The 24,826-nt window shown below is 67.6% G+C and carries 24 protein-coding genes; 8 read left to right on the plus strand and 16 right to left on the minus strand.

The annotated features are described in order from the left end of the window. Positions 1-218: 218 nt before the first annotated feature. Positions 219-815 carry a diffusible signal factor-reguated Ax21 faimly virulence factor gene (locus FHT08_RS12625; RefSeq protein ID WP_042596714.1) on the plus strand — a complete coding sequence of 199 codons (597 nt, stop codon included), beginning with the start codon at positions 219-221 and terminating at the stop codon, positions 813-815. 272 nt (positions 816-1,087) lie between these two features. On the opposite strand, the gene FHT08_RS12630 is transcribed toward FHT08_RS12625, so the two are convergent. The 5 genes from FHT08_RS12630 to FHT08_RS12650 all read right to left on the minus strand — a co-directional run bounded on the left by FHT08_RS12630 (position 1,088) and on the right by FHT08_RS12650 (position 4,190). Then, a complete protein-coding gene (locus FHT08_RS12630) occupies positions 1,088-2,113 on the minus strand; it encodes an NAD(P)H-dependent glycerol-3-phosphate dehydrogenase (protein ID WP_104539013.1) in 1,026 nt (341 codons plus the stop codon). 15 nt (positions 2,114-2,128) lie between these two features. Further along, positions 2,129-2,644, minus strand: coding sequence for a protein-export chaperone SecB (secB, locus tag FHT08_RS12635; protein ID WP_055825569.1), 516 nt, complete (start codon positions 2,642-2,644; stop codon positions 2,129-2,131). 110 nt (positions 2,645-2,754) lie between these two features. After that, positions 2,755-3,192: a rhodanese-like domain-containing protein gene (locus FHT08_RS12640; RefSeq protein WP_104538935.1), complete on the minus strand. Its 438-nt coding sequence runs from the start codon at positions 3,190-3,192 to the stop codon at positions 2,755-2,757. A 76-nt stretch (positions 3,193-3,268) separates the two neighbouring features. Then, positions 3,269-3,691: a hypothetical protein gene (locus tag FHT08_RS12645; RefSeq protein WP_104539014.1), complete on the minus strand. Its 423-nt coding sequence runs from the start codon at positions 3,689-3,691 to the stop codon at positions 3,269-3,271. A 28-nt stretch (positions 3,692-3,719) separates the two neighbouring features. Beyond that, on the minus strand, positions 3,720-4,190 hold the full coding sequence (locus tag FHT08_RS12650; protein ID WP_104539015.1) for a YiiD C-terminal domain-containing protein: 471 nt from the start codon (positions 4,188-4,190) through the stop codon (positions 3,720-3,722). 601 nt (positions 4,191-4,791) lie between these two features. Here FHT08_RS12650 and FHT08_RS12655 point away from each other — a divergent pair. From FHT08_RS12655 to FHT08_RS12665, 3 genes are all read left to right on the plus strand, one after another. Then, positions 4,792-5,652, plus strand: coding sequence for a uroporphyrinogen-III synthase (locus FHT08_RS12655; RefSeq protein ID WP_166775267.1), 861 nt, complete (start codon positions 4,792-4,794; stop codon positions 5,650-5,652). A gap of 103 nt (positions 5,653-5,755) precedes the next feature. Next, positions 5,756-6,733 carry a uroporphyrinogen-III C-methyltransferase gene (locus FHT08_RS12660; RefSeq protein WP_047124537.1) on the plus strand — a complete coding sequence of 326 codons (978 nt, stop codon included), beginning with the start codon at positions 5,756-5,758 and terminating at the stop codon, positions 6,731-6,733. After that, complete coding sequence (locus tag FHT08_RS12665; protein WP_166775268.1) at positions 6,730-7,995, plus strand: heme biosynthesis HemY N-terminal domain-containing protein; 1,266 nt, start codon at positions 6,730-6,732, stop codon at positions 7,993-7,995. Before FHT08_RS12660 ends, FHT08_RS12665 begins: the two co-directional genes overlap by 4 nt. Positions 7,996-8,179: 184 nt before the next feature. On the opposite strand, the gene FHT08_RS12670 is transcribed toward FHT08_RS12665, so the two are convergent. Next, positions 8,180-8,722, minus strand: a complete 543-nt coding sequence (locus FHT08_RS12670; RefSeq protein ID WP_104538938.1) for a hypothetical protein — start codon at positions 8,720-8,722, stop codon at positions 8,180-8,182. 136 nt (positions 8,723-8,858) lie between these two features. After that, the gene (locus FHT08_RS12675) at positions 8,859-10,154 is read right to left on the minus strand and encodes an acetyl-CoA C-acetyltransferase (protein WP_104538939.1); all 1,296 of its coding nucleotides are present in this window, start codon (positions 10,152-10,154) and stop codon (positions 8,859-8,861) included. An 88-nt stretch (positions 10,155-10,242) separates the two neighbouring features. Between FHT08_RS12675 and FHT08_RS12680 the strand changes: the two genes are divergently transcribed. Together FHT08_RS12680 and FHT08_RS12685 are read left to right on the plus strand one after the other, a co-directional pair. Next, positions 10,243-11,127 carry a hypothetical protein gene (locus FHT08_RS12680; protein ID WP_166775269.1) on the plus strand — a complete coding sequence of 295 codons (885 nt, stop codon included), beginning with the start codon at positions 10,243-10,245 and terminating at the stop codon, positions 11,125-11,127. Beyond that, positions 11,124-11,561 (plus strand): VOC family protein, encoded by a 438-nt coding sequence (locus FHT08_RS12685; protein WP_104606684.1) that lies wholly within the window; start codon positions 11,124-11,126, stop codon positions 11,559-11,561. Before FHT08_RS12680 ends, FHT08_RS12685 begins: the two co-directional genes overlap by 4 nt. A gap of 168 nt (positions 11,562-11,729) precedes the next feature. Here the strand turns inward: FHT08_RS12685 and FHT08_RS12690 are convergent, their stop codons facing one another. The 7 genes from FHT08_RS12690 to glnA all read right to left on the minus strand — a co-directional run bounded on the left by FHT08_RS12690 (position 11,730) and on the right by glnA (position 19,625). Beyond that, the gene (locus FHT08_RS12690) at positions 11,730-12,377 is read right to left on the minus strand and encodes a superoxide dismutase family protein (protein ID WP_166775270.1); all 648 of its coding nucleotides are present in this window, start codon (positions 12,375-12,377) and stop codon (positions 11,730-11,732) included. Positions 12,378-12,426: 49 nt separating this feature from the next. Next, a complete protein-coding gene (locus FHT08_RS12695) occupies positions 12,427-13,026 on the minus strand; it encodes a superoxide dismutase family protein (RefSeq protein WP_166775271.1) in 600 nt (199 codons plus the stop codon). A 366-nt stretch (positions 13,027-13,392) separates the two neighbouring features. Further along, positions 13,393-14,823, minus strand: a complete 1,431-nt coding sequence (ntrC, locus tag FHT08_RS12700) for a nitrogen regulation protein NR(I) (protein WP_104606682.1) — start codon at positions 14,821-14,823, stop codon at positions 13,393-13,395. After that, entirely contained in the window at positions 14,816-15,871 is a 1,056-nt protein-coding gene (locus tag FHT08_RS12705) for an ATP-binding protein (RefSeq protein WP_166775272.1), read from the minus strand. The genes ntrC and FHT08_RS12705 overlap by 8 nt, the downstream gene beginning before the upstream one ends. A 264-nt stretch (positions 15,872-16,135) precedes the next feature. After that, positions 16,136-17,578: an ammonium transporter gene (locus FHT08_RS12710; protein WP_166775273.1), complete on the minus strand. Its 1,443-nt coding sequence runs from the start codon at positions 17,576-17,578 to the stop codon at positions 16,136-16,138. A 22-nt stretch (positions 17,579-17,600) separates the two neighbouring features. Then, positions 17,601-17,939 carry a P-II family nitrogen regulator gene (locus FHT08_RS12715; RefSeq protein WP_002808480.1) on the minus strand — a complete coding sequence of 113 codons (339 nt, stop codon included), beginning with the start codon at positions 17,937-17,939 and terminating at the stop codon, positions 17,601-17,603. Between the two features lie 276 nt (positions 17,940-18,215). Further along, entirely contained in the window at positions 18,216-19,625 is a 1,410-nt protein-coding gene (gene glnA, locus FHT08_RS12720) for a type I glutamate--ammonia ligase (RefSeq protein ID WP_016903411.1), read from the minus strand. Between the two features lie 221 nt (positions 19,626-19,846). Between glnA and FHT08_RS12725 the strand changes: the two genes are divergently transcribed. Next, positions 19,847-20,641: an undecaprenyl-diphosphate phosphatase gene (locus FHT08_RS12725; protein WP_104538945.1), complete on the plus strand. Its 795-nt coding sequence runs from the start codon at positions 19,847-19,849 to the stop codon at positions 20,639-20,641. A 136-nt stretch (positions 20,642-20,777) separates the two neighbouring features. After that, complete coding sequence (locus tag FHT08_RS12730; protein WP_104606681.1) at positions 20,778-21,590, plus strand: META and DUF4377 domain-containing protein; 813 nt, start codon at positions 20,778-20,780, stop codon at positions 21,588-21,590. 105 nt (positions 21,591-21,695) lie between these two features. Here FHT08_RS12730 and FHT08_RS12735 read toward each other — a convergent pair whose 3' ends face one another. Beyond that, complete coding sequence (locus tag FHT08_RS12735) at positions 21,696-22,307, minus strand: YbhB/YbcL family Raf kinase inhibitor-like protein (RefSeq protein WP_104606680.1); 612 nt, start codon at positions 22,305-22,307, stop codon at positions 21,696-21,698. Between the two features lie 427 nt (positions 22,308-22,734). Beyond that, positions 22,735-24,807 carry a tetratricopeptide repeat protein gene (locus FHT08_RS12740; RefSeq protein ID WP_166775274.1) on the minus strand — a complete coding sequence of 691 codons (2,073 nt, stop codon included), beginning with the start codon at positions 24,805-24,807 and terminating at the stop codon, positions 22,735-22,737. Positions 24,808-24,826: the final 19 nt, after the last annotated feature.

The raw sequence follows: 24,826 nt of genomic DNA on the forward strand, positions 1-24,826 counted from the left end.
ACGACCGATGTAAAGCGCCAATGCATCACGCTTTTCGTGTGCGCTACGCGCGTTGCAAGTTAGTGACAAGGAAGCGCAGCTGAACCGGGTGCGATGATTCATGCACCAGTCAGTCCAAAATTCATGTCGCGTTCCATCGAATAACGGAGAATTTACATCTCGGCAGCGAACGGCATCCGCCTCAGCGCCGGCCCAAACCATAAGTACAGGTATCGATCATGAAGACTTCACTGCTGGCCCTCGGCCTTCTCGCAGCCCTGCCGTTTGCGGCCTCCGCTGCTGAAAACCTCTCCTACAACTTCGTCGAAGGCGACTACGTGCGCACTCCGACCGAAGGCCGCGACGCCGATGGTTGGGGCGTGAAGGCGTCCTACGCCGTCGCTCCGAACTTCCACGTGTTCGGCGATTACAGCAAGCAGAACGCTGACGACAACGACAACGTGTTCGAAAGCTCCAACTCCGACTTCCAGCAGTGGGGCGTTGGCGTGGGTTACAACCACGAAATCGCCACCAGCACCGACTTCGTCGCCCGCGTTGCCTACCGCAAGCTGGACCTGGACACCCCGAACATCAGCTTCGATGGTTACAGCGTTGAAGCTGGCCTGCGCAACGCCTTCGGCGAGCACTTCGAAGTCTACGCCCTGGCTGGCTACGAGGACTTCTCCAAGAAGCGCGGCATCGACATCGGCGACAACTTCTACGGCCGCCTCGGCGCCCAGGTCAAGCTGAACCAGAATTGGGGCATCAACGGCGACATCCGTATGGATGGCGACGGCAACAAGGAATGGTCGGTCGGCCCGCGCTTCAGCTGGTAAGCCGCACGTTTGACTGCAACGCGACTCTCTCTCCCGCGTTGCATTGGAAGCCCGGTCCCCCGACCGGGCTTCTTTCTTTTGGGCGATCGGCTGGTGACGCGCACATCGCTTCATAGCGGCATGTGCGCAATGCCGCTCCTGTAGAAGCACGGTGCATCGCGCTCAGCTGCTGCGTCCTGCCGCCAGCCTTTGCGATCCGTGCCAACAAAAAGCCCGGCAATGCCGGGCTTTTTGTTGATTTCCGCACAGTGCGCCAACACGCGACGCCGCAATCAGGTGAACAGGGTCTGCGGATACTCGGGCTTGCGCTCGCGTGCCAGCAATTCCTTCAAGCCCGCTTCCGGGGTGATCTCGCCATGCAACACCGCACGCACGGCATTGGAGATCGGCAGCTCGATGCCGTGATGCTCGGCCTGACGCATGACTTCGTCGGCGGTCTGCACCGATTCCACCACCTGGCCGATCTCGCGGATCGCATCGTTCAGGCTCTGTCCGCGTCCCAGGGCCAGTCCCAGCCGTCGGTTACGCGACAGATCGCCGGTGCAGGTGAGCACCAGATCGCCCAGACCCGCCAGACCCATCAAGGTCTCCGGACGCGCACCGATCGCCGCCGCCAGACGCAGCATCTCGTTCAAGCCGCGCGTGATCAGACCGGCACGGGCGTTGAGGCCAAGCTGCATGCCATCGGCCACGCCGGTGGCCACGGCCAGCACGTTCTTCATCGCGCCACCGAGCTCGGCGCCCACCATGTCATCGCCGGTGTAGGCGCGGAAGGTCGGGCCATGCATGGCATCGGCGACGACTTGCGCAAACGCCGCATCGTCGCCGTGGACAGTGATGGCGGTCGGCAGGCCGAGCGTGACTTCCTTGGCGAAGGACGGCCCGGTCACCACGGCCAGAGGAACGCTGGAGCCGAGGATGTCGCGCGCCACTTCGTGCAGGAAACGCCCGGAACCGGGCTCGAAGCCCTTGGTCGCCCACGCGACGCCGGCACCGGCCGGACGCAACGGTGCGATCAACCGGATCGTCTCGGTGAATGCATGCGAAGGCACCACGACCAGGATCCAGCCGGCATCGGCAATGGCCAGTTGCAGGTCGGTGGTTGCGCGCAGGCTCTCGGGCAATGCGATACCCGGCAGATAGCGTGCGTTTTCGTGCGTGCGGTCGATGGCATCCACCATCGCCGCATCGCGTCCCCAGAGCACGGTCGGGTGACCGTGCCTGGCGAGCAGCGCGGCCAGGGCCGTGCCCCAGGAGCCGGCGCCGAGAACAGCGATCTTCTGTTTCGAATCGCTCATCGGCGCACGCAAGGCTTAGGCGTTGCCAGCCGGCTCGGAATCGGCCAGCGAAGTGCCTTCGCCCTGCGAACGCTGGCGCAGGGTTTCTGCGTACAGCGCTTCGAAGTTGATCGGCTGCAGGTAGAACGGCGGGAAGCCGCCGGCCTGGATCAGGTCGCTGACCAGGGTGCGCACATACGGGAACAGGATGTTCGGGCACTGGGTGCCGAGCAGCACGTCGATCGCCTGCGGCTCCAGGCCGACCAGGCCGAACACGCCGGCCTGCTGCACTTCGGCCACGTAGGCGGTCTTGCCACCGGCGGTGCAGGTCAGGGTCACGGCCAGCACGACTTCGAAGGCGTTGTCGTTGAGGCGCTGCACCTTCTGGTTGAGGTTCAGCTGCAGCTCGGGCTGGTTGGCGTCATTGAAGACGGCCGGCGCGTTCGGCGATTCGAAGGAAACGTCCTTGACGTAAATCTTCTCGATGGTGAAAGCGGGGCCAGCAGCGGCGTCGGCCGGCGCAGCCGCGCCGTTGATGATTTCGTCGGACATTCCTAACTCCAGAAACGGTTCGGTGGATGCAGCGTTGAATGATGCAGACGTGAAAGCGCGAGTCTCTCACGCCAGCAATGGGGACTTGCCTGGCGCCTCACAAGGTGCGGTCAGGCGCGGCCCTTGACCAGCGGCAGCTCGGCCATCTGCCAGGCAGCCACGCCGCCATCGAGCCAGTAGACCTGCTCGAACCCGGCTTTCTTCAGCGTCTTGGCCGCGCCTGCGGAGGCGTTGCCAGTGCGGCACACCACCACCACGGGCGAGGACTTGGCGTTGGCGAGCAGCTTGCCGGCCGGGTCGAATTTGGCCAGCGCCACGTTGCGGCTGCCGGCGATGTGGCCTTTTTCGAAATCGGCGGTCGGCGACAGATCGATCACCAGCGCGTTCTCGCTATTGATCAAACGGGTCAGCTCGGCCGGCTTGAGTGCGCGATACCCACGGAACAGGCGCGCGACCTCGGTGACGATCAGGGCGATGGTCAGGCCCACCAGGGCCAGCGACAACATGGGGTTGCGGCCGACAAAGGCCTGCAGCTCTTCGAAATTCACGGGGTCAGGGTCAGTCAAGCGGGCGGGAATTGTCGCACAGCTGGCGCACGCGACGGCCAAGCACCCCTGCGGCGGGCTATTGGCCCTGCCACAGATCGGGCAGGCCGCTGGCCAGCCACCAGCGTTTGCGCTCGGCGTCCCAGCGCCACAACTCGATGCTGCGCACCAGCCGCTCGGCCTGGGTATTGCGGTTGATCACCCGCAACTCGACCTCGCGGCGCAGGTCGCCGTTGCCGTCTTCGCCCACCCGCAGCTCGCGGTAGCCGGAGATCTGCACCTGTTCATAGCGCGAGCGTTCCAGATCGCTGAGCGGATGCGCCTGGGCGTAGGTCGGTTCGACAAAGCCCTGCGCGGCATCGAAATCGCTCCAGCGTATGGCGGCCGTGTAGGCGGCCTGGGTGGTTTCCAGCGCGCGTGCCTGGGCGCGGCTGCCGGCAGATACCACCCCGCTGACCATTGTCAGCCCGAGCAACAGCATTGCCCCGATCACTGCACGCATGCGCATTCCCCCAAGTCCAGCGCGCATCCTACCGTTTTGGAAACGCCACGAAACGCCCGCTCAAGGTGGCCGCCGCCGCGCCGGAACCCAGCGCGATCTGCGCACGCATGCCGATACGCGCCTTGCCGCGCTGCCGGAAGGTCGCAAGGAACGCCTCCCAGCCACCGAGTTCGGACGGCTCGGCATTGGCCACCAGGTCTTCGTAGACCGGGGCGACGTAGCGCAGCTGGCTGTCGGCCACATAGACATCGGCGCTGTGCCCGGCCAGTTGCAACTGCAGCGTCAGCCAGCCCCAACTGGCCAGCGTCATCAACGAAGCCAGGCTGCCGCCGAATGCATTGGCTTTGTCGTTGACGTTGGCCTGCAGCGGCGCACGCAAACGTAACGCGCCGTCATGCAAGCCGTCGACGGCAATGCCCATCGACAGGACCGGCGGCATGGCGATGAACTGTTGCTGCAGCGACTGCAGGGCGGATGCGAGCGTGCACGAAGGAGTCATCGGCGAAGGCTGGAAGACGGCGAAGGGCGGCATCATGCCGCAATGTTCCGCGGGCGTCTTGTGCACTGGAATGACATGCGGTACCGCATGGTGAGACGCGTACGGCGCCGCGGCGCCACACGCCTCGATTCTGCCCCGCTCAGGGTACGAATACGACCTCGCGATAGCGTTGCGCCACCATTGCAGAAATGCGGCGACCCCGGCCTTCCAATGCGCGCGGCGGCGCTTCTGCGCATGCGTCAACGGCACATCGATGTAGTGCCGGTGAACACGCTCTGCTCCGGCGCGGCGTGGAAGCACTTGTCCAGGAAGCAGACGGCCGGCGACAGACGACAGATGGAATGTGCAGGCGTCCAGGTGGCGCCATCGACCGCAGGCATCCGCTCGGGCAGATGCCCAGCGCCTGCCACCGCACCGACATCGCCTGCAGGCAGTCGCGCTGCGCTGCATGTCGATGGGATGGACCTTGATCGCGGTGTCACTCCAGCTCGATTGTCGTGGCCAATCGTGGGCGGAAGCAGTCATCGGTACGGACCCCTTCGCCAGATTCTGGCCGCAGAAGCGCAGGCGTCACGCTGATGCAGGCACGCAAGGCCAGACCATGCGCAGGAATCTGATCGTCGTCAGCCTCATCGCAGCGCGCGACACCCGCCCCGATACGTCACGGCTCTCGCATAATCACCCGATGACACGTCCCGCCCCAGCTGCCGCCGCCTGGACCTTGATCTCGTTCCGGCCCAGCGGTGAACACGCGCCATTACGGCGGGCCGCCGCGCGACACGGCGGACGGCTGCTGGCGCTGTCGCCGTGGCGGCTGCAGACCAACGACACCGCACAGGCACTGGCCGCATTGCGGCAGGCCTTGCAAGCGCCGATCGCGGTGTTCACCAGCCCGGCCGCGGTGCACGCTGCGCATCGCCTGGCACCACTGCAGCGGCCGGCGCAGGCGCAATGGGTGAGCGTGGGAGACGGCACTGCGCGCGCGCTGCAGGCCTGTGGCATCGACACGGTGATACGCCCGGCACGCATGGACAGCGAGGGCCTGCTCGCGCTGCCGCTGTTACGGCAGCCGCTGCAGGCCGTGGGGCTGATCACCGCCCCGGGTGGGCGCGGCATGCTGGCGCCGGCCCTGGAGCAGCGTGGCGCCCGCATCCTGCGCGCCGATGTCTATCAGCGCGTGGCGCTGCGCCTGCGCGCATCGGCAGTCCGCGCGCTGGCGGATGCGCTTCCTGCTAGCGTGTTGGCGCTGAGCAGCGCCGAAGCGCTGACGCTGGTGCTGCAGCAGTTGCCCGGACCGCTGGTCGACACCTTGCGGCAACGGCCAGTGGTGACCTCCAGCGAGCGCATGCTGCAATCCGCACACCTCGCCGGCTTCCGTCATGTGGTGCGCGCCGCAGGCCCCTTGCCCGAGCAGTTGGCCGCTGCTGCCGCGGCGATCGTGACGCCATTGCGACCTTGCTGAACTCCAAACGCAAGCACCGCTTGCGAGTGTCTGCCGCTGCACGCCATGCTGTGCCGGATGACTGCAGCACCTGCACCCGTCGTGACCGCGCGAGGATGGACGAATGACCGAAATGCCCGCTACCACGCGACGCTTTCCCCTGGCATGGCTGCTGCTCGTCGTCGCGCTGGTCGCCGTGGGCGTGGCGCTGCTCCTCGGCTGGCGCGCATGGCAGGACTATCAAGGCGCGCAGCTGCAGGCGGCCGAGGCGCAGCAGCAGCGCTGGGACGGCACGCAGCAGATGCTGGAGACGCTGCGCCGCGACCAACGCCTGGCCAACGAACGCCTGGCGGACGCGGCAGCCACCAACCGCGTGCTGCGCGACGAGATGCTTGGTCTGAGCCAGCGCAGTGCCTTGCTCGAAGACACCGTACAAAGGCTCGCCGACACCAATCGCCACGGTGCGCAGGCGCTGCGGCTCGATGAGGTGGAGCTGATGCTGCGGCTTGGCCAGCAGCGGCTGAGCATTGCCGGCGACGCCGACGGTGCCCGCCGCGCCTACGCACTGGCCAATGCCGCACTCAATGGCATCGACGATCCCGGCTATCTCAATCTGCGCCAGGCGCTGGTGCAGGAACGCGACGCACTGGATCGCCTCGGTGCCGGTCCGCAGGCGCAGGCCGGTCAAGCCCTGGATCAGTTGGCCGGCGACCTGCTGCGCCTGCCCGAACAGACCGCAAAAGACAGCGAAGCGGCGCAGCCGTGGTGGCAGAAAGCACTCGCACCGCTGGTGGACATCCGTCCCAGCCGTGGCGATGCGCTGCTGACCGGCGGCGACCGCCACGCCGCGCGCGACGCCTTGCAGATCGAAGTCAGCCTGGCCCGCGCTGCGGCCGAGCGCGGCGATGTCGCCGGCTTTGTGCAATCGCTGCGGCGCGTGGACACCTGGACCAGCCGGCTGTGGCCGGATTCGCCACAACGTCGCCAGGCACGCACGCGCCTGCGCACGCTGCAACAAGCGCCACTGCGTCCGCGCCTGCCGGAACTGGGCACCACCCTGCTGCAACTGCAGGCCATGCGTGAAGGGAGATCCATCCAATGAAAGTGTTGCGTACCGTCTTGATCCTGTTGGTTGCCGTGGCGCTGGGCGTGCTCGGTGCGCAATGGCTGTCGCATCAGACCAGTTACGACCTGGGCAATGTGGTGGTCAGCGTCGGCGGCAACGACTATCGCGCCGCCATGCCGCAGGCGCTGCTGATTCTGGTCATCGCGCTGTTGGTGCTGTGGCTGGTTTGGACGCTGGTCAGCCTGCCGTTCCGGGTCTGGGGCAAGTACCGCCGCAAGAAGGGCCGCGCCCGCCTGATCGAAGGCCTGCGCGCAGCCGATCACGGCCAATGGCAGCGTGCCGAGCGCCTGTTGGTCAACGCCAGCGAGGATGCGGACGTCAGCGGCATCGCCCTGGCCAGTGCGGTGCGGGTCGCCGATGCACGCGGCGATGAGGTGGCGGCGAACGCGCTGGCCCAGCAATTGGCCGAGCGCGATCCCACCGCGCATGCGTTGCTGCAAGGCGAGCGGCATCTGGCGCGGCAACGCCCGGTCGAGGCGATCAATGCGCTCGACAGTGCCGATGCGCAACCGCTGCCGGCGCGCGGCTTGCTGCTGCGCACGCATGCTTTGGCGCAGATCGGTCGCGCCGACGAGGCCTACGGTCAGCTGGGGGCATTGCGCCAGCAGGCGGTACTGGCACCGGAGGCCTACAGCGCACTGGAAGCCACGCTGGCCGAGCAGACGCTGTTGCAGGCAGGCGATGCCAATGCCCTGGCCGAACGCTGGGAAGCGCTGCCCAAACCGCTGCGTACCTATCCCGCGGTGGTGGGTGCCTACGCACAGCGCGCGGCAGTGCTGCACTGGGACGATGCAGCGGTGCATAGCCTGGAACAGGCGCTGGATACGCAGTGGGACGAGTCGCTGGTGCGCCTGTATGGCGTGCTGCCGCTGGAAAAATACGATTCGCGCCGCGCCAGTGCGCAGCGTTGGCTGACCCAGTACCCGGACAGCCCGGGCCTGTTGCTGACCCTGGCACGCCTGGCACGTCACCAGCAGCAGTGGTCGCAGGCCGAAGAGTTTCTGCATCGCGCGGTGGCCAATGGTGCGGGCAGCGAAGCCTGGGAAGAACTCGGCCACGGCTTTGCTGCCGCGGGCGATCTGCTGTCCGCGCAGCACTGCTATGCCAACGCCCTGCGCGCCGCGCGGGGCGAGCCGGTGCACGAGGGCTTGCCGCAGCAGTCGCTGCGCGGGCCGATCGTGTCGGCGTATGCAACGCCGCCGGCCGATCCGCTCGCACCGGACGATCGCGTGCTTTGATCTGACCTCTGATCGCTCCTGGAGCGATGCGCGGATTCACCAAGGGCCCCGGCATGTCCGGGGCTCTTGGTTTTCTAGATCCGAGCAAAAGCGCTACCGGCAACGCTTGCCGGCCTGTCATCACGCCTGCAGGGACGGCACCGCGCGGACGTTACGACAGCATCTGCAAACACAGCAGCGCAAATCACCAATCGCGCGATCGCCGGGGCGGCGCCGGCAATGCGCGCAAAAACGCCTCACAGGCACCGAGATAACGCGCCTGCTCGTGATCGACCGATTGCGCCGACAACACGCGCGAACAGCGCCTGCCGATCAACAGCATCGCCGCCATCGCACCGGCACCGGTCAGCAAGCCGGTCGCGCCATCGATCCACAGCACCCCCACCAGCAACGGCACGATCGACGCCATCGCGATGGCGACACAACGCACGCGGCGGCGCTCATGCCGCGCGCACAGGCTCAGCACGTGCGCACTGCGCTTGCGCAGCACGATGGCCAGGATCAGATACGGCAGCACCCCCATCAATAGGGCCAGATAGATCGCCGGGTGATGCCAATGAAAGATGTAGCGGCGCGGCGAGATGTCCGCCGGCGCATTGCACTTGACGCAACGTGGCGGCAGATCGGCGCCTGGCGTGCACACCAGCACGTCGCCCTCGCGCCACACGGCGCCGTGCGCCGGAGGCAGATAAAGCGTAGGGGGTTGGCGTGAATCAACGTTCGACATCCATGCGTCCTTGCAGGTTGGGGATTCGGGATTCGGGATTCGGGATTCGGGATTCGGGATTTGTAAAAACCAGGGGTCCGCTTCCGCCTTGCGAATGCCCTATCCCGAATGCCCAATCCCACGCTGCGCAGCAGCGTCAGCGCTCGACGATGGCCACCACGCCCATGCCGCCGGCGGTGCAGATGGAAATCAACGCACGCCCGCCGCCGCGTTCTTCCAGTTGCTTGGCGGCGGTGGCCACCACGCGCGCGCCAGTGGCGGCGAAGGGGTGACCGGTGGCCAGCGACGAGCCCAGCGGGTTGATCTTGTCCGGGTCGATACGGCCGAGCGGCGCCTCCAGCCCCAGGCGATTGCGGCAGTAATCCTCGCTTTCCCAGGCGCGCAGCGTGCACAGCACCTGGGCGGCGAAGGCCTCGTGGATTTCGTAGATGTCGAAGTCCTGCAGGGTCAGGCCCTGGCGCGCCAGCATCTGCGGCACCGCAATGGTCGGCGCCATCAACAGGCCTTCGCCATGCACGAAATCCACCGCAGACACCTGCGCATCGCGCAGGTAGGCCATCGGCGTGTGGCCATGCGCCAGCGCCCAGGCCTCGCTGGACAGCAGCACCGCGGCCGCACCATCGGTGAGCGGGGTGGAATTGGCCGCAGTCAGCGTGCCGCGGCCGGAGGTCTTGTCGAAAGCAGGGCGCAGCGTGGCCAGCTTTTCCAGCGAGGTGTCGGCGCGCAGGATGTTGTCGCGCGAGACGCCGCGGAACGGCGCGATCAGCGTGTCGAAGAAGCCGCGCTCATAGGCGGCGGCCAGCTTGTGATGCGAGGACACCGCCCATTCGTCCTGCGAATCGCGCGAGATGTTCCATTCCTTGGCCATGTCCTCGCAGTGGTCGCCCATGCTCTTGCCGGTGCGCGGCTCGGCCACGCCTGGGAACTCGGGTTTGAGCTCGCTGAGCTTGAAGCCGCGCAGCAGGGCCTTGAGCTTGTCGCCGGTGGCCTTGGCGCGGTTGGCGGCCATCAACCGCGCGCGCAGCTTCTTGCCGTAGACGATGGGTACTTCCGAAGTGGTGTCCGAGCCGCCGCCGATGCCCGAATCGATCTGGCCCAGCGCGATCTTGTTGGCGATGGTGATCACCGAGTCCAGGCTGGTGCCGCAGGCGCGCTGCAAGGTGATGCCCGGCGTCAGCGGCGACAGCCCGGACGACAGCGCCGCTTCGCGGGCCAGGTTCCAGTCCGAGGAGTGCTTGATCACCGCTCCCATCGCCACTTCGCCCAGTTGCTGCCCGTGCAGCCCGAAGCGCTCGACCAGTGCGCCCAGCGTGCGCACCGACATGCCCAGGTTGCCCACGTCCGCGTAAGCGGTGTTCTGACGACAGAACGGGATACGAACGCCGCCCAGAATGGCGACGGGACGGGCTGCGGGCATCGGTTGACCTGGCATGGAGGACTCGGGGACATGGCCTGCACAGGGCCGGCAGGCATAATGGCCGCAGTGTAGCTTCGACCCCGTGATGGGCCAACCGCGAATCATGAGCAAGACCGAACACGGCGTGACCGCCATGGGTGTGATGGCGCTGGAATTGACGGGCGGCACCGTCCCCGAGCGCGGCGCCCTGGCGCCGGAACAGGCCGGCATGCTGGCCGAACGCATCGGCCGCGACCTGGCGCAGTGGATCCCCGAGGTCCGCGAGCTCGAGCTCAGCGTGGCGATGGCGCACTTCGACCCGGCCGAGGCGCTGCGGCCCGGCTGGCCGCTGCATCGCCGGCTGGAGGAGCTGCATGCGCGTGCGCCCGGGCGCGATCAGGGCCCGCGCGTGCTGGCGTTCGGCGCCGATGCGCAGGGCGAGATTCCCCTGCCCTTCCAGGCCGACCCGCAGCTGACCGGTGGCGGCCTGCGCGTGCTGCCGTTCCTGCTCTCCGGCGATCCGCAGATCGTGACGACGGTGGCCGATGCGATGGAAGACGTGCTGCTGGCCCAGGGCATGGCGCAGGCCGATACCGCGCTGCTGGCGCAGGAAAGCTTCGGCGCACGCATCGAACATGCGCGGTATCTCACCGCGAACGATCTGGCCGCAATGATTTCGATGCAGTACGACAACCAGGGCCTGGCCCCGTTGTGGCCGCTGATCGAAGCCGCCCTGCTGGCGCCGCAGTCCGAAGAGTGGCTGGAACAGCCGCCTGAGCCGGTGCTGCGCTACGTCGATGGCGAAGTGCGCATCGCGCTGTTCGACCCGGCCGGCTGGTGCGATTACTACGCGCACGACCGCGACAATTGCGAGCGCCTGCGCGGGGTGTACGAGCAGTATCTGTCGCGTCAGCGGCAGATGGCCGCAGTGCTGGAAGCGCATGGCCTGCCCGTGCTGTACGTGCACGTGGAACCGGGCCAGGATCCGCGCCTGGCATTGGCCGCGTGAGTCAGGCGCCGGCTTCCACGGCGCCGGCGTTGCAGGGCGTCTTGGAAACCGGCGTGTATGTGGCAGATCTGGAACGCGCCTGCGCGTTCTATGTCCGCGTGCTGGGACTGGCAGCCATGTACCGCGACGCGCGCATGGCCGCGTATGCAATCGCCCCCGGGCAGGTGCTGCTGCTGTTCCTGCAAGGCAGCACCGCCACCACCGTCACGCTGCCGGGCGGCACGATTCCGCCGCACGATGGCAGCGGGCGGGCACATTACGCACTGGCCATCGCCGCCGATGCGTTGGCCGGATGGGAGGCACATCTGCAGGCCTGCGATGTGCCCATCGAAGGCCGCACCCAGTGGCCGGGCGGCGGGCAGAGCCTGTACTTCCGCGATCCGGATGCGCATCTGCTGGAGCTGGCAACGCCGGGGCTGTGGCCGAACTATTGAATCGCTGATGACGCGGTGCCCACGGCGCCCGGCACTTCGATGCGTGCGAACAGGAAGCATTGAGCATGCCGCACCGCATGACCGGATCGCTCCCACCGCAGCACAGGAACAACAACGCCGCGGTGATCGATCACCGCGGCGTTTGGCCTGGCCGCTGACTTGCCCTGCTTACCTGGCTGCAGCCGGCGCGTTGTCGGTGGTGATCACGCCGCAGGCCAGACGGCCGCCGGCGTTGCCGGTGGGCTGGGTCTTGTAGTCGTCCGCATCGGCATGCACGATCACCGCGTGGCCGGCGATATCGAACTGGTCGGCCTTGCCGAGATTGACGTTGCTCGACACCGGGCCGTCGACGCTGGCATTGCCCTGCGCATCGGCCTTGATGTTGGGCATGTCGCCGCCGTGGTGCGGGTCGGCACTGACGGCGCCGTGATCGGATTGGGCCGGATTGAAGTGTCCGCCGGCGCTGCTGCCGTCCGGTGCGCTGCAATCGCCCTTCTCGTGGATATGGAAGCCGTGTTCGCTGCCGGGCTTGAGGCCACTGAGCTGGCCGGTGACACGCAGCGCGCCGTCGACGATCTTGAAGCTCACCGTGCCTTTGACATCGCTGCCCTTGGTCGGCTTGAGCTCGGCGGTTGCGGTGGTGGTGGCCGCCGCTTCGGTGACCATGGACGCGGCGTGCTCGCCGCCATGCGCCGCTTCGGCCGCTGCACCGGCCTGCGGTGCGGGTGCAGGGTCGGCCGGTGCGGGTTCGTCGCGCTTGCACGCGGTCAGCGCCAGCGCGGTGGCAAGGAACAATGTCGTTGGAAGAATGCGCATGAAAAAACTCCTGTAGAAAGGCCGCAGCTGCAGCCAGGGGTGCCCCGACTCAGGGCTGCGAAGGGGGTGTGCGCCACTGGGTGACGCGGATGACGCCGCAGGCCAGGCGTGCGCCGGCATTGCCGCTGGGTTGGCTGCGGTAATCGTCGGCATCGGCATGCACGACCAGCGACTTGCCGACCACGTCGGTGGGTGCGGCATCGCCGAGGGTGATACCGGCAACGATCATGTCCAGATGCGCGACACCTTCGGCATCGGCACGCAGATTGTCCATGTCGCCGGCGTGGTGGGGAGCACTGCCGGCACGTCCGTGCGCCGCACCGGCCGGATTGAAATGCGCACCGGCGCTGCTGGCATCGGCGGCGCTGCAGTCGCCCCGTTCGTGCACATGGAAGCCGGCCACGCCGCCCGGACGCAGGCCACCGACCGTGCCGGTGATGCGGATGCCCTGCAGCGCGGGGACCAGCACCACCCGACCGCTGACCAGACTGCCCGACGCCGATGCCAGCGCCGCCTCGGCCTGCTGGACTGGACGCACGGGCACCACCCGCGCCGCCGGGGGTGGTGGCGGGGGCGGCGGGGGCGTGCTGCTGCAGGCGGCCAGCGCCAGTGCGGTAAGGGCAACGATCGTGGACGACCGGTAACGCATCGAGCTGTTCTCCTGATCAGGCTGAAAACCTATGCGGGCGCATGTTCACATGTCATGAAATGCAACCGCTGGCAGCACAGGAGTTTACGGGGTTGGTGTGGTGAGTCGGGTTGTTAGATGTTGTGCGAGGTGCCAGCCACGGTGCGCAAGCTGCCTGGACGATGGCGTCGGCATGTCAGGGCTGCGCTGGCGTCATCGACGGCACGGGATGCGGCGGCGTGCCACGCATCAACGCTTGCCGCGGGCAATGTCAGGCAGCCTCGGCGCGATCAAGGCATCGTTGGAATAGCTGCGCGTGCAGTAGCGCTTTCATCGGCACAGGGACCCTCACCCTCCTCTCCCATAGGAGAGGGGCTTGGACCCAGATCAGCGGCGCTTGCGCCCCGGGCCGAGTTTGCGGGTGACGGTGTTGCGGCCCAGCCCCAATCGGGCGGCGGCTTCGGCACGGCGGCCCTGGGTGAGTTGCAGGGCGGCTTCGAGCAGGGTCTTGTCCAGGCGTTCGCGGGCTTCGGCGTGCAGGCCCTGGGCGCCTTCGCTCAGGCGTTGCGCGGCCCAGCTGGAGAGCATCTCGTCCCATTGCCCGTCGCCGCGGCCGGCACGCTGGCGGCGGCCGCCGCGCGCCAGTGCCGATTCGACGTCGACCACGTCGATGATGTCGGCAGTGGCCAGGGCCGCCAGGCGCCAGCAGACGTTTTCCAGTTCGCGCACGTTGCCGGGCCAATCGTATTGGCGGAGTTGTTCCAGTGCGGCCGAGGACAGCCGCTTGGGCAGCATGTCGAGCTTGCGCCCGGCCATGGCCAGGAAATTCTCGGCCAGTTGCGCGATATCGCCACGGCGTTCGCGCAGCGGCGGCAATTGCAGGCGCACCACGTCCAGGCGATGCAACAGGTCGGCACGGAAGCGGCCTTGCTCGACCAGCGCCTCCAGGTCCTGGTGGGTGGCGGCGATCACGCGTACATCGACGCGGATCAGCTCGCGCCCGCCGACCCGGAAGAATTCGTTCTCGGCCAGCACGCGCAGCAGGCGGGTCTGCAGCGGCAGCGGCATGTCGCCGATTTCGTCCAGAAACAGCGTGCCGCCGTCGGCCTGTTCGAAGCGGCCGATATGGCGTTTGGTGGCGCCGGTGAAGGCGCCGGTTTCGTGGCCGAACAATTCGCTTTCCAGCAGTTCCGCCGGAATGGCGGCGGTGTTGAGCGCGACGAAGGGTTTGCGCGCGCGCGGCGATTCGTTATGCAGCGCGCGCGCGACCAGTTCCTTGCCGGTGCCGGTCTCGCCGTTGATCAGCACCGACAGCGGTGCCTGGGCCAGCCGGCCGATCGCGCGGAACAGCGCCTGCATCGCCGGGGTGTCGCCGATCAGCGCCGCCGAGCCTTCTGCCAACGGAGTCCCGACGATCTCCTCGACACCGGCATCGGCATCCGGCAGCGCCCGTGCGGCCAAGGCCACCGCATCGTCCAGATCGAAGGGCTTGGACAGGAACTCGTGCGCGCCGCCGCGGAAGGCGCCGGCGGTACTGGCGACATCGGTATAGGCCGACATCACGATCACCGGCAGTTGCGGGTGCCTGGACTTGAGCTTGTCGAGCAGGCTCAGGCCGTCTTCGCCCGGCATGCGCACGTCGGTGAACAACAGATCCGGCGTAGGCCGCATGGCCAGTGCCTGCAATGCGGCGGCGGCACTCTCGAAGCCATCCACGGCATAACCGGCATCGCGCAAGGCGGTGGACAGCACGAAGCGGACCGAACGGTCGTCGTCGACCACCCAGATGTGGTGGGATGCGGCGGCGGCCTCAGCCATGCGGATGGTCCTTGTCGTGATTGCCGGCCAGCTCGGGCAACAGCAGGGTGAAAACGGTATGCCCCGGCCGCGAGCGGTAGGTCAGCGTGCCGTGGTGTTCGCGCGAGACCTGCTGGGCCAGCGCCAGACCCAGCCCGCTGCCTTCGGCACGTCCGCTGACCAGGGGCAGGAACAGGTGCTCGGCCAGTTCCTCCGGCACGCCACCGCCGTCGTCGATGATCTCCAGCCGCAGCGACATTGCATGCACGCGGTCGCGGATGCGCTGGCCGTGCTCGACGCGGGTGCGCAGGGTCACCCGCGTGGCGCCGGCCTGGAACGCATTGCGCACCAGATTCCACACCGCCTGGGTCAGGCGGTCGCCATCGCCGAGGATCTCGGGAATGCTGGGGTCGTAATCGCGCTGCACCTGCACCGACCAGCCGCCCTCGGCCTCGGCCAGGCGCAGCACGCGTTCGAGCACGACGTGGATGTTGAGATGGTCGTGCGGGCGCGCCGGCGTGGGCGAGAGCAGGCGTTCGAGCAAGGTGTTGAGGCGTTCGATCTCGGTGCCGATCAACTCGATCAGCTCGCGCTCGTCTTCGTCGCGCCCGGCCGAGCGCCGCGCCAGCAGCTGCGCCGCGCCCTTGAGCCCGGCCAACGGATTGCGCAGTTCGTGCGCCAGGCCCTTGAGCGCGGCGCTCAAGGCGTTGGGCAGCGCATGGGTGGGATCCAGCGCGGGGAATTCGTCGACCGGATGGGTTTCCAGCAGCCAGCCGCCGTCGTCCAGCCGCGACAGCCAGCCTTCGGCAAAGCGCGGTGCGTCATTGGGCAGGCCCAGTGCCAGCCGATGCAGGCGCAGCACGTCCCGCTCGTCGTTGAGCAGGAAACGCGCGAGCGCATCGCCCTGTACTTCCAGCGCGGCCAACGGTTGATCGACCAGGCGCCGCGCACTGACCCCAAGCCAGCGCGCGAAGGCGGGATTGACGCCCAGCACGCGACCTTCGCGGTCGGTCCAGGCCACCGGCGTGCCCAGGCTGTCCAGCGACGGGAGTAGGGACGACATCAGCATTGCACCAATTTAGTGCAAACACGATCGGCCTGCGCATGTGACGCGCAGAATCGAGCATGCAGGGAAGAACTCGGGGCCGGACGGCGGCAGGTCGCACCGATCCAGCGGGCATCCGCGCCGACCGTCACAGGCGTGGGGCTGGTCATGCAGGCACCTCGGCAGTTGGTCCGCCGCCAGCGCGGCAGCGGGGAAAACGGACCCGGCACTGCTCTCCCGGCCGGGTCGTTGCGCCACCCGCGGCAGCGTGGCCGCGGGTGTGCATGCTCAGGACTCGTATGCCGCTTCGCCGTGCGAGGTGATATCCAGGCCCTCGCGCTCGGCTTCTTCGGTGACGCGCAGGCCGAACACCAGCTTGGCGACCAGGAAGCCCACCACCGAGACCACGCCGATCCAGACCAGGGTGATACCCACGCCCAGCGCCTGGATGCCGACCTGATGCAGCATGTCGTAATCGCCGCCCTTCTGGCCGCCCAGCGAAGCGGCCGAGAACACGCCGGTCAGGATCGCGCCGATGATGCCGCCCAGGCCGTGCACGCCGAACACGTCCAGGCTGTCGTCGGCGCCCAGCAGGCGCTTGAGGCCGGTGACGCCCCACACGCACAGCACGCCGGCAGCCAGGCCGATGACGATCGCGCCGAACGGACCCACCGTGCCGCAGGCCGGGGTGATGCCGACCAGACCGGCGACCATGCCCGAGGCCACGCCCAGGGCGGACGACTTGCCCTTGATGATCTTCTCGGTCAGCGACCAGCCCAGGATGGCAGCGGCGGTGGCCAGCAAGGTGTTGAGGAAGGCCAGCGCCGCACCGGCATTGGCTTCCAGGTTGGAGCCGGCGTTGAAGCCGAACCAGCCCACCCACAGCAGCGAGGCACCGACGAAGGTCAGGGTCACGTTGTGCGGCTTGATCGCCTCACGCCCCAGGCCGGCACGCTTGCCGACAAAGTAGGCGCCGACCAGGCCGGCGATACCGGCGTTGATATGCACCACGGTGCCGCCTGCAAAATCGAGCGCGCCCAGGCCGAACAGGTAACCGCCGGTGGCCCAGACCATGTGCGCCAGCGGCAGATAGCCGAAGGTGAACCAGATCACCGAGAACAGCAGCACCGCGGCGAACTTGGCGCGTTCGGCGAAGGCGCCGACGATCAGTGCACCGGTGATGCCGGCAAAGGTCGCCTGGAACGCCACGAACACGTATTCCGGCAGGCTGACGCCCTTGGTGAAGGTGGCCGCCAGCGTTTCGATGGTCACGCCCTTGAGCAGCGCCTTGTCCAGGTTGCCGATCCATGGGCCTTCGCCGGAGAACGCCAGGCTGTAGCCATACACCACCCACAGGATGGTGAGCAGCGAGAACACCACGGCGACCTGGATCAGCACCGACAACACGTTCTTGGCGCGCACCATGCCGCCGTAGAACAACGCCAGGCCCGGTACCACCATCAGCAGCACCAGCAGCGTGGAGGTCAGCATCCAGGCGACATCGCCCTTCTCCACCACCGGGGCGGACTCGGCCGCGGCCACCGGTGCGGCGGGCGGCTGCGCCGACGGCAGCGGTTCGGTGGTGACCGGCTCGGTCGGTAGCGGGGTGACCTGCGGGGTGGACTGCGCGTGCGCGCTGCCCATGCCGCCCGCCACCAGCGCGCTGAACAGCATCAACATGCAGACACTGTAGAACCGGGCTTTCCACCCGGCGAAAAGGGCTGTCTTCATAAGGACTCCGGGGATGGGGAACTCAGAGCGCATCGGCGCCGATCTCGCCGGTGCGGATGCGCACGACTTGCTCGATCGCGGTCACGAAGATCTTGCCGTCGCCGATCTTGCCGGTGCCGGCGGCGTTCTGGATCGCCTCGACCACTGCGTCCAGCCGGTCGTCGGTCACCACCGTCTCGATCTTGATCTTGGGCAGGAAATCGACGACGTACTCGGCGCCGCGGTACAGCTCGGTGTGGCCCTTCTGGCGCCCGAAGCCCTTGACCTCGGTCACGGTGATGCCCGACACGCCTGCTGCGGACAAGGCCTCGCGGACCTCGTCGAGCTTGAACGGCCGGATGATGGCGGTGATCAATTTCATGCGCATACCCCGAATGGTGGAAAAGACCGGCCGGCATTGCGCCGCCCGGCGGTGTCATTCACCTGGATGCCAACCCCGGCATCCGCGCGTTCGCGATGACGCAGACCTCGGCCGATGCCAATGCATCCGCCTCGTGGGAGAGGTCAGGCCCGCGCCCCGCGAACTGTGTGCGCTCTCAATACCCCTTCAATCCACGGCCGATGCCGTGGACCGATCGAACATGTGCGGCGATGGCGGAGGTGGGAGGGGGGGCCTCCGCCATCACCGCGGTGGAACTCAGTTGCCGTAGTACAGCTGGTACTCCAACGGGTGGGTCGCAGCACGGAACTTGGTGACTTCCTGCATCTTCAGCGCGATGTAGCCGTCGATGAAGTCGTCGCTCATCACGCCGCCGGCCTTGAGGAACTCGCGGTCCTTGTCCAGCGCTTCCAACGCCTGATCCAGGCTGGAGCAGACCTGCGGGATCAGCTTCTCTTCTTCCGGCGGCAGGTCGTACAGGTCCTTGTCGCTCGGCGCGCCCGGGTCGATCTGGTTCTTGATGCCGTCCAGGCCGGCCATCATCAGTGCGGTGAAGGTCAGGTAGCCGGACTGCAACGGATCGGGGAAGCGCATTTCGATACGGCGTGCCTTCGGGTTGGTGACCCACGGAATGCGGCACGAGGCCGAACGGTTGCGGGCCGAATAGGCCAACATGACCGGCGCCTCGAAGCCCGGGACCAGACGCTTGTAGCTGTTGGTGCCGGAGTTGGAAAAGGCGTTGATCGCACGCGCGTGCTTGAAGATGCCGCCGATGTACCACAGCGCCATCTGCGACAGGCCGCCGTAACCGTCGCCGGAGAACAGGTTGACGCCGCCCTTGGTCAGCGACTGGTGCACGTGCATGCCCGAGCCGTTGTCGCCCACGATGGGCTTGGGCATGAAGGTTGCGGTCTTGCCGTTGCGGTAGGCGACGTTCTTGATGATGTACTTCATCGTCAGCAGTTCGTCGGCCTTCTGCACCAGCGAGCTGAACTTGGTGCCGATCTCGCACTGGCCGGCGGTGGCCACTTCGTGGTGGTGCACTTCGGTCTCGATGCCGACCTGTTCCAGCGTCTTGATCATCTCCGCGCGCAGGTCGTGCAGCGTGTCGGTCGGCGGAACCGGGAAGTAGCCACCCTTCACGCCAGGACGGTAGCCGCTGTTGCCGCCGTCGTACTTGGCGCCGGTGTTCCAGGCAGCCTCTTCCGAGCCGACCTGGAAGAAGGTGTGGCCCATGTCGTTGGCAAAGCGCACCGAATCGAAGATGAAGAATTCCGGCTCAGGGCCGAAGAACGCCTGGTCAGCGGTGCCGGAGGACTTCAGGTAGGCCTCGGCGCGCTTGGCGATGCCGCGCGGGTCGCGCTCATAGCTCTGCATGGTGGCCGGATCGAGGATGTCGCAGGTCAGCACGATGGTCGGATCGGCGAAGAACGGATCCAGATACGCAGTGCCGGCGTCCGGGAGCAGGACCATGTCCGACTCGTTGATGCCCTTCCAACCCGCGATTGAGCTGCCGTCGAACATCTTGCCTTCTTCGAACAGCGCCGGCTCGATGATGTTGGCCGGAAAGGTGATGTGCTGCTGTACACCACGCATATCGACGAAGCGCAGGTCGACAAACTCGACCTTGTTGTCCTTGATCAGCTTTTCAACATTTTCCACGGACATCGGAAGAAACCTCTGCAGGAGTTAAGTGGCTCGTGAGCGAACTACAGCAGGGACCATGCCAAACGCTGCATCTTCACAAGTTGTTGATTTTGCTCGCATCGCTTGAGGTCGCTCACGGCTAATTAGCACCCTTAATGTGCTAACCAATTTCATAATGCACCAATATGGTGCATGCCGCTATGCACTATCCTGACGCCTCCCCCATCCCCCTCTCCAGTCCGATGTCCGATCTGATTTCCGCCCTGCTGTTGGGCATTCTCGAAGGCCTCACCGAATTCCTGCCGATCTCCAGCACCGGCCATCTGCTGATCGCCGAACAATGGCTCGGACGCCGTTCTGACTTCTTCAACATCGTCATCCAGGCCGGCGCGATCCTGGCGATCTGCCTGGCGCTGCGGCAGAAGCTGTGGACCCTGGCCACCGGCCTGGGCCAACGCGACAACCGCGACTACGTGCTCAAGATCGGCGTGGCCTTCCTGGTTACCGCGGTGGTGGGGCTGATCGTGCGCAAGGCTGGCTGGCAGCTGCCGGAAACCGTGCAGCCGGTGGCCTGGGCGTTGCTGATCGGCGGGCTGTGGATGCTGGTGGCCGAGCACTTTGCCGGCAAATTGCCCGAGCGCGATGTGGTGACCTGGAAGGTCGCCATCGCGGTGGGTCTGGCGCAGGTGGTGGCCGGTGTGTTCCCCGGCACCTCGCGCTCGGCCTCGGCGATCTTCCTGGCCATGCTGCTGGGCCTGAGCAAGCGCTCGGCGGCGGCGGATTTCGTGTTCATGGTGGGCATCCCGACCATGTTCGCGGCCAGCGCCTATGCCCTGCTGGAAATGTACAAGGAAGGCGGCGTCGGCAGCGAGAACTGGGCCGATGTGGCGGTGGCCTTCGTGGCGGCGACCATCACCGGCTTTGTGGTGGTGAAGTGGCTGCTGGGCTATATCAAGAAGCACCGCTTCACGGTGTTTGCGGTCTACCGCATCGTGCTGGGCGCTGCCCTGCTGTTGTGGCTGCCGGCGCTGGCCTGAGACCGCCATGCGGTCGCGTGCCGTGCCGGTTGAGCCGGCGCGACATGCAGGGCACGTGGCCGGGCAGTGACGTGCATCATTGCCCTGGCCGCGCGGTGGCGGTATCACTGACATATCGATCACCGGGAGCCGCCGCATGCGTGCCGTGTTGTTTGCCCCTGCACTGCTGGCAGCGGGCGTGACGGCCTGCGGGTCGAACACGCCGCCGCAGGCGCCCGGATCCAGCGCCGACCCCGCTGCCGCCGAGCCGGCCGCGAGCACCCCAATCGCCGCCGACAATGCGCCGTTACAGGCCGCCTTGCAGGCGCAACACTGGCAGCTGCAACAGGCCAGCGATGCGCACGGCACCGCCTTGCGCAGTCTGTTCGTCGCCGGCACCCCGCCCTTGCAGCTGGATTTCAGCGATCAACGCATCCAGGTCAGCCAGACCTGCAACGCATTGGGCGCCGACTACAGCGTGGCGCAGGCGCATTTGCAGATCGGCCGGGTGGTGTCGAGCAAACGCCTGTGCCCGCAACCGCGGCGGATGGCCCAGGAACGCGCCGCCAGCGCGTTGCTGTCCGGGCGCTTCGCGGTGGCACTGAACGCCGCACAAAACGGTCGGCAGCTGACCCTGACCCGCAGCGACGGCACCCGGCTGGTGTTCGGCGGTGTCGCCACGGCCGCCACACGCTATGGCGGCCCCGGTCAGACGCTGCTGATCGAAGTGGCGGCCGACACCGTGCCATGCGGGTCCGATCCGGCACGCCAATGCCTGAAACTGCGCGAACAGGATGCGGCAGGGCAGCCTGTCACCCGGACCTGGCAAGTCTTCGAGGGCAAGATCGAAGGCTTCGAACACGAAGCCGGCATCCGCACCCTGCTGCGCGTCACCCGCTACCCGGCTGCCGCAGGCACGGACGGTGCGCCGGTGTACGTGCTCGAGCAGATGATCGAAGCCAACGGTTAGCGGGTGTGGCGGCGGTGGTGCGAGCGACGCCGCACGCACCAGGGGCACCGCTGGCCGCACCGGCCCCGGGCACCCTAAGCGGTTGCGCAGGACCGTTCGTTGCCGTCAGCGCAGCGCCGGATTCAGCGTGTAGGTGCCGTGCAACGCCGCCTCGGCCAGCACGTGGCCCTGGATCGCCGCCAGCACATCGGCCGCGGTGAAGGTCTCGGGCAGGCCGAGTTGCGCCACGTCCAGCGCAAACACGCGGAAGAAGTAGCGGTGCACACGCAGGTCGTTGAACGGCGGGTACGGGCCGTCGTAGCCCAGATAGTTGCCGGCCATGTCGGCATTGCCGGCGAACCATTCGGTATACGAATTCAGGCCCTGGCGCGCACCGGCCGGGCCGGCCGGCTGCTGCTTGCCCTTGGGCACGAAGCCGTCGCTGCAGCTGCCTGCGGCGATCGCATGCACGTCCGTAGGGATATCGGCCATCGCCCAATGCACAAAATCGGTGCGTGGCTGATCGACCGGAATCTGCACGTCGTCGCGGCCCACGGTCTCCGGCACGGTCGGCACATCCGGGTCCAGGCACAGCAGCGCGAACGAGCGCGTGCCGGCCGGTACCTCGCTCCAGGCCAGATGCGGGTTGCGGTTGGGCGCAAAGCCCTCGGGCGTTCCGGCGGCAAATTCCGCCGCGATGGACTTGCCGTTTTCGATGCTGTTGCTGGTCAGGCGCATGCGGGGGTCTCCGAGGGAATGAGGCCGACCAGGGTGCCTGGGCCCGCGCCGCAGAGGAAGCCATCGCCATGGAACCCTCTGGTGCGCCCGGCCGGGTTTATCGCTGCCGGTTCACCACACCAACGGACACCGCGGCCGCGTGATCGTGCATCGGTAACATGGACGCTGCAGCGCCCGCGTGCCGCGTCGCGCGCCGTCCGCGTGCGCTCGGCAGGCAACGCCATAGTCAGTCAGTGCTGGCGCCGGCCAATCCGCACCGACCGTAGGAGCGGACCTGGCCGCGACGGGGCGTTCTCGGTAACGCCACATCATTCGGTGGCGACGCATCGTCGGTAACGCCTCGTCGCGGCCGGGGCCGCTCCTACGAGGCGGTGCGAGCTGCGCCGCCGATGGCATGCCGCACCCACGCAGCCGTGCTGGGCGGCGCTCAGTCCTGCGGGTAGCCGAAGCGCACCGCGATCAGCGTAAGCAGATCGAATTGCGCGCCCAGTAAGTTGCGGTAGTTGCGCCAGCGACCCGCGGCCAGGCGGGCCGGGCCGCGCGGTTCGACCAGCGGGAAGCGCAGGCCGAACGCCTGTTCCAGCGCGGTGGAGATGCCTTGCGGGTCGCTCTCGATACCGTCCAGGCGGATGATCCGGTGCGGATACAGATCGCGCTCATGCAGCACCGCGAGCTGTTCGAGCGCCGTCAGCAGCCAGTCGGCGGCCTGCTGCGGCGATTGCACGGCCAGCGGTGCCGGCGCGCCGGCCGACAGCCAGTCCAGCAGCATGTCGCGCGGGTCGCGTAGCGCGATCGCCAGCCGGCCTTCGGGCAGATGCGGGCGCAGCGCGGTCAGCAAGGTGTTGTCCCACCACAGCAGCCAGTCGATGACGTTGCCGTCGTCGATGCCGCGCCGCGGCAGCTGCGCCTTCCAGCCTTCCACCAGCGCCATCGGCGCCAGCTCGCCGGACGCCAGCTGCTCGACGGTGCGGTAGCTCTGCAGCGCGTCGGACGGCGGCGTGCTGCCATAGCGGTCGTCGCGCACCAGCGGGGTGGCCGCGCCCATCACCGCGACCAGGCGTTCGACATGCGAGCCGGGCGTGCCCCATACGAACAGCGGCCGTGCCGTCACCGTTTCAGGAATGGTCCCCAGCTCCGGCCACTGCATCGGCTGCTTGGCGGCCTGCGGCGGCAACGGCAGGCGGTGCTGGGCCTGTTCGCGCTGGAACTGCATCCAGGTCGCCACGGCAGCGTCGGGTTGGCCGGCGCGGTCCTGCACGTTGCCCAACCACGGCCGCAGCACGGTCTGCTGGGGTTCGGGCAGCGAGTCGATCAGCGATTGCACGCAGGCGATCGCCGCCGGCGGGTCGCGTTCCAGCAGCGCCTCGACGATGCGTTGCTCGCCGCTGATGCGGCCCGGCTCCACCGCCACGATCTGGCGCGCCACCATTTCCGCCTGTTCGGCATGGCCCTGCATGTCGTGCACGCGCATCAGCGCTTCCAGCGCCGGCAGATGCTCGGGCATGCCCAGCAGCCAGCGCTCGATCACCGCCTGCGCCTGCGGCCCGCCGACTGGCTCCACCGCCAGCCGCGCCAGCCACAGGTCGTGCGCATTGGCCGAGGTGGCCAGCGCCGCGTCCAGGGTGTCGCGCGCATCGTCCACCGCGCCCAGCCGCTCCCAGGCGGTCAGCAAGGCATGCAGGGTGCGGCGGTCGGCCGGCCAGTGGGCCAGCGCCAGGCGCAGGTGCGCGGCGGCCTGGTCGGGGCGACCGGCCTGCAATTCCATCTCGCCGGCGAGCCGGCGCATGGCCGGGAGATCGCCGCCGGGCTGGGCGAACACGCCCTGCATCGCGGCCAGCGCGTCGTCCAGGCGGCCCTGGCGCTGGGCGAGCTGGGCGATGAAGGCGCGCAGCGCGGTACCCGGCGGATTGAGCTCCACCACGCGCTCGAAGGCGCGCTCGGCAAACGCGAAGTGCTCCTTCTGCAGATACGCAAAGCCCAGCGCGAACATCACCCGCGGGTCGTCGGGCAGTTGCTCGGCGGCACGGGTCAGCAGCGACAGCGCGCGCTCGCCCTGGCCGCGACGCAGCTCCACCACGCCATCGACGGCCAGCAGCTGCGGGTGCTCGGGCGCCAAACGTGCGGCGGTGCGGCTCAGCCGCTGCGCCTCGTCCAGATCGCCGCGCGCCACCGCCAGATGCGCCTGCATCACGTAGGCGTTGAACTGGTTGGGGTCGAGCGCGGTGGTGCGCGACAGCGCATCGTCCGCCGCGGACAGCTCGCGCATCGCCAACAGCAAGCCGGCGCGCAGCAGGTGCAGGTCGGCATCTTCCGGCGTCAGCGTCAGCGCGGTTTCGATGCTGGCCAGCGCCAGCGCCGGTTGACCCTGCTGCTGCAGGGCCAAACCCAGCCAACGATGCGTGGCGGCGGTCTCGGGCGCGCTGAGGACCCACTCGCGGGCCAGCGCCACCGCATCGTCGGCCGCATTGCGGCGCAGGGCTTGAAGAATGGCGTCTTGCATGGCGGAGGGCGTGTCCAGG

This window comes from Xanthomonas sp. CFBP 8151 (assembly GCF_011761885.1).
GTDB lineage: Bacteria > Pseudomonadota > Gammaproteobacteria > Xanthomonadales > Xanthomonadaceae > Xanthomonas > Xanthomonas arboricola_B.